A 7,294-nucleotide genomic window follows, 5' to 3' on the forward strand; every position below is an offset into this window, starting at 1 on the left:
TTTGTGGGTGTCGTAGGCGATGAGGTACCAGCGGCCCGCGGCGGGGACGAGGCTGTGGGGTTCGGTGCGGCGGGAGCTGGGGGTGCCGTGGCGGGTGGTGTAGTCGAAGGTGACGATCTCGTGGTCGCGGCAGGCGTTCGCCAGCAGGGCCAGGGTGGCCGGGTCGACCGGGGTGCGGGTCGCGCTGCCGTAGGTGACGGGTGCGGTCGTGGCGTGCTGGAGGGCCGCGACCTGCGTGCGCAAGCGGGCGGGGAGGACCTGTTCGAGCTTGGCGAGGGCGCGTAGGGCGGTTTCCTCGATGCCGCTGATGTTGGTGGTGGCGGTGCGCAGCGCGACGGCGATGGCGATGGCCTCGTCGTCGTCCAGGAGCAGGGGCGGCATGGCGGTGCCGGCGGCGAGGCGGTATCCGCCGGCGCGGCCGGTGGTGCCGTCGACGGGATAGCCGAGCTCGCGCAGGCGCTCGATGTCGCGGCGGAGGGTGCGGGTGGTGACGCCGAGCCGGTCGGCGAGCTCCATGCCGGGCCATTCGCGGCGGGTCTGGAGGAGGGCGAGCAGGCGGAGCATCCGGGCGGGCATGTCGGTCGTCATGTCTCCACTGTGACTCCATATGCGGACGAGTTATGTCCTAAAAGGCTCCTAGCGTGGGATACGGCCGAGGGGATGAATCAGATCATTTCCTCCTGTATCGCTGAGGAGATGTGTCGCCATGAAGATCGGACTGCTGGGTACCGGGTTCGCCGTCGCCCACGCTGGTGTCTACGCCGCCCGTCCCGACACCGAGGTCGTGGTCTACGGGCGCAGCCCCGGGAAGCTCGCGATGTTCGCCGGGAACTTCGGCTTCGCCACCACCACGGACGTGGACGCGATCTACGCCGACCCGGACGTTGATGTGGTGGATGTGTGCCTGCCGACCGCTCTGCACAAGGAGCACATCCTGCGGGCGCTGGCGGCGGACAAGCACGTGCTGTGCGAGCTGCCCATCGCGCCGACGGCCGCCGAGGCCGAGGAGATCGTCCGGGCCGCCGAGGCCAGCGACAAGCAGGTGTTCATCGACATGTTCATGCGCCTGCACCCGGCCGTGCGGCATCTGCACCGGGTGATCGCGGACGGCTCGCTCGGCGCGCTGCGCAGCCTGCGCTCGTACCGCAAGGCCGGCCCGATCTGGGGCCCGGTCGACCTGGGCCTGGACCGGCTCGCGCTGGAGGTGATGCTCTCCGACCTGGACTACACCGTCGCCGCGCTCGGCCAGCCGCAGGAGATCCACGCCGCCGGGGTCAGCGCCGGTGACGGGCGGGCCGCGGTCGAGACGGTGCTGCGGTACGACGACGTGGTCGTGGAGTACACCGCCTCGTCGATGGTCCCGGCCTCGTACGGCGTGACCCACGGCTTCGAGGCCACGTTCACCGGCGGTGTCCTCGAACTGCACGAGAGGCCCTTCGAGCGGACCGGCCCGGTCATGAACCTGACCGAGTACACCACCGCCGGCTCCCGCGAGATCACCCTCGCCCCCGCCGACAACTACACCGCCGCCATCGACCACGTCCTGGACTGCGTCACGGAGGGCACCGAAGACGCTCTCCTCACCCCGCGCGCGGCCACCGAGACGCTGCGTCTGGCGCTCGACATCGACCGGGCCCTCGCCCGGTCCTGACCCCTTTCCCGGACCGGCTGCCCGGTCCGGGGCACACCGCCCGCAGGAGCACAGCCATGAGCAATAAGCCCTCCCCCGACGAGCACGGCATCGTCATCACCCGTGCCCGTGCGCACAACCTCAAGGACGTCTGCCTGACCATCCCCAAGGGGGTGATCACGGTCTTCACGGGGGTGTCCGGTTCGGGCAAGTCCTCGGTGGTCTTCGACACGATCGCCATCGAGTCCCAGCGGCAGCTCAACGAGACCTTCCCCACCTTCGTCCGCAACCGCCTGCCGAAGTACGAGAAGCCCGAGGCCGACGGTATCGGTAATCTGTCGCCCGCGATCGTGGTGGACCAGAAGCCCCTCGGCGGCGGGAGCCGCTCGACGGTCGGCACGATGACGGACATCGCCTCGCTGGTCCGGCTGCTGTTCTCCCGCGCGGGCACGCCGTCCGCGGGTATGTCCACCGCGTACTCCTTCAACGACCCCTCCGGCGCCTGCCCCACCTGCCAAGGACTCGGCCGCACCGTCCAGCTCGACCTCGACCGGTTCTTCGACAGGAGCAAGTCCCTTAACACCGGGGCCCTGCTCTTCCCGCTGTTCAACGTCGGGGGCGTGCAGTGGACGCTGTTCACCCGCTCCGGGCTCTTCGACAACGACAAACCGTTGCGCTCGTACACGAAGAAGGAGTGGCGGACGCTGCTGCACGGCGGCGCGGACGGTGAGGTGCGGATCGAGCTCGCCACCCGCAAGGGCACCCAGAACGTCGTCTACGAGGGCATCGTCGACCGGTTCAACCGCCTCTACCTCAACCGGGATCTGTCCACGCTGTCGAAGCGGACCCGGGACGCGGTGGAGGAGTTCACCGCCGATGCCGAGTGCCCGGACTGCGGTGGTGCCCGGCTCAACGAGGCCGCCCTGAAGACGACGATCGACGGGCTGACCATCGCCGATCACATGGCCATGGAGATCACCGATCTGATCGGTGTCCTGGAAAAGGTCGGCCACCCGCTGGGCACCCCGATCGCGCAGGCGGCGGTCGAGGGGCTGCGACGGATCGAGGACATCGGGCTGGGCTATCTGCACCTGGGCCGGGAGACCGGTTCCCTGTCCGGTGGTGAGGGGCAGCGGCTGAAGATCGTGCGCAACCTGGGCTCCAGCCTCACCGGCATGACGTACATCTTCGACGAGCCCTCCACCGGCCTGCACCCGCGCGATGTAAACCGGGTGGGCCGGCTGCTGACGCAGCTGCGGGACCAGGGCAACACGCTGCTGATAGTCGAGCACGACCGGGACGTCATCGCCCTGGCCGACCACGTCGTCGACATGGGGCCGGGCGCGGGGACGCATGGTGGGCAGGTGGTCTTCGAGGGGAGCGTGGCCCGGCTGCGCAGGGCCGGTACGCTCACCGGCCGGCACCTGGGCCGCACACTGCCGCTGAGGACGGACGTCCGTACTCCCACCGGGTGCCTGGCCGTCACCGGCGCGAGCCTGCACAACCTCAAGGACGTCTGTGTGGACATTCCCACCGGAGTGCTGGTCGCGGTGACGGGCGTCGCGGGATCGGGCAAGTCCACCCTTATATCCGAGGTGTTCACCGAACAGCACCCCGAGGCCGTCGTCATCGACCAGAGCGCCATCGGCGCCAGCTCCCGCTCCACTCCCGCCACCTGGCTGGGCGTCATGGATACGGTGCGGAAGCTCTTCGCCGAGGCCAATGGCGTGCCCGCCGGGCTGTTCAGCTTCAACTCGACCGGTGCGTGCCCCGCATGCGGTGGGAAGGGCAGCGTCACGGCGGACATGGCCTTCGCCGACCCGGTCACCACGGTGTGCGAGACCTGCCGCGGCCTGCGTTACAGCGCCGAGGCCCTCGCCCACACCCTGCGCGGCAGGACGGTCACCGACGTCCTCGCGCTGACCGCTGAGGACGCCTGCGTGTTCTTCACCGGTCGGGGAGAGAACAGTGTGCGGACCGCGCTGGAGACGCTTGTGGAGGTCGGGCTGGGTTACCTCACTCTCGGGCAGCCCCTGTCGACCCTGTCCGGGGGCGAACGCCAGCGCCTGAAGCTCGCCGGACGTCTCGGCGGCCGCAGCGGCATCTACGTGATGGACGAGCCCACCACCGGCCTGCACATGGCGGACATCGAAACCCTCCAGCGGCTGCTGGACCGGCTCGTCGACGACGGCAACACCGTCATCGTCATCGAGCACAACCTCGACATCGTCAAACAGGCGGACTGGGTCATCGACATGGGCCCGGAAGGCGGCCGACACGGCGGACAGATCCTGTTCACCGGAACCCCCGCCCAGTTGCTCGAGCACCGCACATCCCACACCGCGCGGGCGCTGCGGCAGGACCTGAACGGGGCCACACGCAGCTGACGTCCCCGGGGCCCGGCTCAGGTCATGACCAGGTCCTGAGCCAGGCCGAAGGCGTACAGCAAGGCAGTGGCGGGGAGCAGCGCGAGCAGGCCCCGCACGCGTTCCCGGGTGTCCCGGCCGAGCAGGAGGGGGACGAGGAGGGTGGCGACGAGGAACAGCACACCCTCCGTCGCATGGCCGAGGACGAGGAGATAGTGCATGCCCTCGCCGCCGAACACGCCTCCGAGTACGGCGCCCCCTGCTGTCGCTCGTCGGCCCGGTCCCTCACGCCACCAGGCCCCGGCGGTCCCGAACACCGGCCCGGCCACGAGGGCGACCACCAGCCACAGCAGCGTGTAGTGCAGGGCGCCCATCCCGCCGCGGGCGAGCTCGGCGTATGCGTAGTAGCCCACGACTTCCCCGCACACGGCGGCAGTCGCGGCGGCGACCGCCGCGCGGCGCCGGTGCGGCAGCAGAGCGCCGGCCGCGAAGGGGGCCAGGCTCCAGACCGCGGCGGAGTTGACGAACTGGTTCGTTGCTCCGGGCAGGATCCCCTGCCCCACGTTGGTCGCCGCCCCCAGGGCCAGGCCCGCCATGGTGGAGACGAATGCGATCACGGGCCACCGTGATCGTGCCGCTCCCCGTGCGGAGCTCTCTCCTGTTGCAGTTTCCGGAGCCATGATCGGCATCCCGCACCTTCCGATCCGAATCCGACGGTTGACGATGTCCCGGGGCGGGTGCCTGGCGGTGACCACCGGGCAACCGCCCCCGGGGCACGGTGGTCAGCCCTGCGCGGGCGGGGCGGGCATGGAGAAGAGGCCGAAGCGGTTGCCGTGGGGGTCCTTCAGCCGGGCGAAGACGAGCCCGTCAGGGTTGCCGTCCGGGCCGTGCTCGACCGCGGCTCCGGCGGCCGTGGCCTCGGTGACCGTGGCGGGAACATCGGTGACCAGGAAGGACGGCATCACGTAGTCGGCGCCGCCCGGGCCGGTGCTGTGGTCGTACATGCCTCCCGAGGGGAACGGGTTGCCGGTGAAAACGTTGAAGTACGGCTTGCCGCCCGCGCTGTCGTCCTTCTCGAACCGCCAGCCGAACGCGGCCTCGTAGAACTCGCGGGTGGCCTGCGGGTCGGTGGTACCGATCTCGAACCAGGCGAAACTGCCCGGGGCAGGCGCGTAGGCGGCCTGCTCGATGTGCTCCTCCGTCGACGCCGCTCTCTCTTCCAGCTGCTGCGAAGTGGTGCGGGAGAAGAGGGCGAAGGCGTTGCCGAGCGGGTCGCGGAGCCGGGCGAAGACGGTGACGTCGCCGACCGCGGTGGGCGGGACGAGGACGGTCGCGCCCAGCTTCGTCAGGCGCTCGACATCATCGTGGACATCGGCGGACAGGACGGAGAGGTTGATGACCTCGCCGCCGGTGCCGCCCTGCTCGATCGCGCCCATGGGCCACGGGGCCCCGGGGGCGATGATGCGGGTGTAGACGCGTCCGTCGGTGGAGGAGTCGTGGTCGGTCTCGAAGGCCCAGCCGAGCAGGGGGCCGTAGAAGTCCTGCACGGCGGCGGTGCCGGCGGTGCCGATCTCGAACCAGACGACGGAACCAGGGGATATGGAGCTCATGACGGAATTCCTTTCGTGATACGGGATGTCAGGCCGTGGTGACGGCGGGTGCAGGGGTCTCCTCCTGGTCCGCGCCCGGCTCTGCGGGACGGACCTTGCGGGGCAGGGCGAACATCAGCAGGAGGGCGGCGGTGACGAGTCCGGCGACGTACAGGACGGTCTCGCCGACCGTGTCGGTGTAGGTGTGGGCATTGGCCCGCGCTCCTGCCTGCCGCAGGGCGTCAGCGGCGCGCGGGTCCGTCTGTGCGGAGGCCAGGGCGGGGGCGGTGCAGCTGGCCGGGGTGCTGGCGGGGTCGGTCTGGGAGGCGCGGTCCCGGTGGCACACCGAGAAGGCGCTCACCGTGCGGTCGGCCTGGTCGGGGGCGAGGGAGGTGGCGGTCAGGTCGCCGCGGAGCCGGTCGGTGACGTCGTCGTTCGCGGCGTGGCCGGGGAGCAGGCCGAAGAAGACGACGGCGACCAGGGCCGCGCCGAAGGCGCTGCCGAGTTGTCCGGCGGTGGCGGTGACGCCGGAGGCGGAGCCCGCGTCGCGGGCGGGGACGTCGGTGAGGACGGTGTCGGTGAGCGGGGCGACGATCATTCCCATGCCGAGGCCGAAGACGGCCATGGGCCAGGCCATCTGCCAGTAGCCGATCGAGGGTCCCGCCGCTCCGACCTGCCAGGAGAAGAGCAGCAGTCCGGCGACCATCAGGACGGCGCCGGCCTGCAGGACCGTACGGCCGAACTTCGGCACCAGCGCGCCCATGGCCAATCCGGCACCGATCATTACGGCGGCGGAGAACGGCAGTCCGGCCAGGCCCGCGCGCAGGGCGCTGCAGCCCAGGCCAATCTGCAGGTAGAGCATCCAGGCCAGGAAGAACACGCTCAGGCTGAGCGTCACCAGCAGCTGTACGCCGATACCTCCGCTGAAGCTGCGGGCCGCGAACAGACCGGTGGGCATCAACGGGCTGTCGTCGCAGCGGGACTTGGCCCGCTGGTACACCACGAAGACGGCGAGCACGGCAGCACCGGCGGCCATCATCACGAAGCCCCATACCGGCCAGCCCAGCGAACGGCCTTCGGTGAGCGGGTAGATGACCATCAGCAGACCCAGCGCGGCCAGGGCCATGCCGACGAGGTCCAGGCGTGGCGCCCGCTCGGCCTTCGACTCGCCCATCGCCCGGGCGGCGATCAGCAGGGCGGCCAGGCCGATGGGCAGGTTGATCAGGAAGATCGGCCGCCAGGACAGGCCGAACAGGTCGGCCTGGACGAGGACACCGCCCAGGACCGGGCCCAGGATCGTGCCGACGGCGGTGATCGCACCGTGGATGCCGAAGACCTTGGCCCGCTCGCCCTGGGGGAAGGCGACGTGAACGGTGGCCAGGACCTGCGGGACCATCAGTCCCGCCATGGCGCCCTGTGCGACGCGGGAGGCGATGAGCATGGGTGCGTTGACGGCGAGGCCGCACAGCAGCGAGGCCGCGGTGAATCCGGCGATGCCGAGCAGGAACAGGCGCTTGCGGCCGAAGATGTCGCCGAGCCGCCCGCCCGTGATCAGCAGCAGGGCGAAGGTCAGCGCGTAGCCGGCGACCGTCCACTGCACGGCGGTGTAGGAGGCGCCGAGGTCTTCCTGGAGGTGCGGGATGGCGACGTTGACGATGGTGACGTCGATGACGTCCATCAGCGTGCCGGCCAGCAGTGCGGTCAGGGCG

6 protein-coding genes are annotated in these 7,294 nt (G+C 70.4%); 2 read left to right on the forward strand and 4 right to left on the reverse strand.

The genetic code is table 11. The annotated features are described in order from the left end of the window. A partial coding sequence (locus K6I34_RS27545; protein ID WP_229329808.1) for a YafY family protein occupies positions 1-588 on the reverse strand: 588 nt, incomplete at its 3' end. Positions 589-706: 118 nt separating this feature from the next. Here K6I34_RS27545 and K6I34_RS27550 point away from each other — a divergent pair. Together K6I34_RS27550 and K6I34_RS27555 are read left to right on the forward strand one after the other, a co-directional pair. Further along, positions 707-1,651 (forward strand): Gfo/Idh/MocA family protein, encoded by a 945-nt coding sequence (locus K6I34_RS27550; protein ID WP_229329810.1) that lies wholly within the window; start codon positions 707-709, stop codon positions 1,649-1,651. A 56-nt stretch (positions 1,652-1,707) separates the two neighbouring features. Then, positions 1,708-4,017 carry an excinuclease ABC subunit UvrA gene (locus tag K6I34_RS27555; RefSeq protein ID WP_229329812.1) on the forward strand — a complete coding sequence of 770 codons (2,310 nt, stop codon included), beginning with the start codon at positions 1,708-1,710 and terminating at the stop codon, positions 4,015-4,017. A 17-nt stretch (positions 4,018-4,034) separates the two neighbouring features. On the opposite strand, the gene K6I34_RS27560 is transcribed toward K6I34_RS27555, so the two are convergent. From K6I34_RS27560 to K6I34_RS27570, 3 genes are all read right to left on the reverse strand, one after another. Further along, positions 4,035-4,685, reverse strand: a complete 651-nt coding sequence (locus K6I34_RS27560) for a DUF6518 family protein (RefSeq protein WP_308294067.1) — start codon at positions 4,683-4,685, stop codon at positions 4,035-4,037. 93 nt (positions 4,686-4,778) lie between these two features. Beyond that, on the reverse strand, positions 4,779-5,606 hold the full coding sequence (locus K6I34_RS27565) for a VOC family protein (protein ID WP_229329816.1): 828 nt from the start codon (positions 5,604-5,606) through the stop codon (positions 4,779-4,781). A 28-nt stretch (positions 5,607-5,634) separates the two neighbouring features. Then, a partial coding sequence (locus tag K6I34_RS27570) for an MFS transporter (protein ID WP_308294068.1) occupies positions 5,635-7,294 on the reverse strand: 1,660 nt, incomplete at its 5' end.

The organism is Streptomyces sp. UNOC14_S4, assembly GCF_020740835.1.
GTDB lineage: Bacteria > Actinomycetota > Actinomycetes > Streptomycetales > Streptomycetaceae > Streptomyces.